General features: G+C 53.5%; 2 protein-coding genes and 1 pseudogene. All 3 read left to right on the top strand.

The annotated features are described in order from the left end of the window. The coding region (locus NW827_RS01170) for a Uma2 family endonuclease (RefSeq protein ID WP_414503235.1) at positions 1-197 on the top strand (197 nt) is incomplete at its 5' end. A 27-nt stretch (positions 198-224) separates the two neighbouring features. Continuing rightward, positions 225-833, top strand: coding sequence for a Uma2 family endonuclease (locus tag NW827_RS01165; RefSeq protein WP_414403467.1), 609 nt, complete (start codon positions 225-227; stop codon positions 831-833). 68 nt (positions 834-901) lie between these two features. Then, a pseudogene (locus NW827_RS01160) lies at positions 902-1,168 on the top strand (hypothetical protein); the annotation flags it as partial.

The raw sequence follows: 1,168 nt of genomic DNA, 5'->3' as shown, positions 1-1,168 counted from the left end.
TTCAAAAGGCAGCGGACTATCTGGAAGCTGGGATCCCCCGCGTTTGGATTGTAGATCCGCAGGCCAAGAGCATCACCATCTTCTACCCCGATGCCCCACCAAAGACCTTTACAGGATCCCAAGTTGTCCAAGATAACTTCTTGCCGGGCTTGAAGGTTGTCCCACAGGATGTGTTTGCTCAGGCTGGGATCCCTTAGTTGTTTTAGCTATCTGAGAGGGCTACCATGATTGAAGCTCTGGAAAGGCTAGCAAAGGAACCTACCGAAAGCTCTGCAACAGCTTCTGGGAAGACTTGGACTGATGAAGAGTTTATGGCTCTGCCCGATGATGGCAATCGCTACGAAGTTGTAAATGGAAAATTAATTGCGATGGGCTCAGCGGGTGCAAGACATGGCTACTACGTTAGTTTAATCAGTTTTTTCCTGACTGCCTATGTTAGAGCCCAAAAAATGGGTGTTGTCTTCGATTCCGACACTTCGTTTAAAATGAAATCCGGCAATCGACGCTCCCCAGATTGTTCTTTCTTCTCCAAAGAGCGGCTGCGATCCCTTGGCGGGATCCCCAAGGGTTATATCGAGGGATCCCCAGATTTGGTTGTGGAAGTTCTCTCTGATGACAACACTGTAGGAGAGATCCACAACAAGATCGTCGAGTATTTTGAGAACGGATCCCGCCTTGTTTGGCTTATTCATCCCGAAGAAAAGTATGTTTTGGTTTACCGTCAGCCTGAGCCCACAGCACTGAAGCGGCCAGGCGACATCCTAGAAGGCGAAGAGGTGATCCCTGGGTTTGCCTTGGATTTGTCGGAGTTTTTTGCCGAACCTGAGTTTTAGTTTTTTGCGAACCTAGCAACAAAACCCTCCAGGGTTCTAAACTGGCCCCAAAAACGGGATCCCCTTCCATGGCGCTGGTTCACCTGCAAGTTCTGGAGCGCAACCCCAGACGGCTGCGGATTGCCCTGCAAAGGTTTACCCCTGAGCAACTGGCCTGGCGGGTGGGAGCGGGGCTGGGGTTGTTGGCGCTGGGATCCCAGCTCTGGCAGCCTTCCCCCCTGCTGGGGCTACTGGCTGTAGCAGCGGGCCTGGGGATCGGGATCCCTGGGGGGCTGGGGCAGATTTTGAGTGTGGATCGGGAGCGGCGGCGGGTGCCCCTGACCCGGCTGGGTGGC

This window comes from Synechococcus sp. H70.1, assembly GCF_047502705.1.
GTDB lineage: Bacteria > Cyanobacteriota > Cyanobacteriia > Thermostichales > Thermostichaceae > Thermostichus.
Note: the sequence above shows the minus strand (reverse complement) of the source record. Positions and strands in the feature narration are given on the sequence as shown.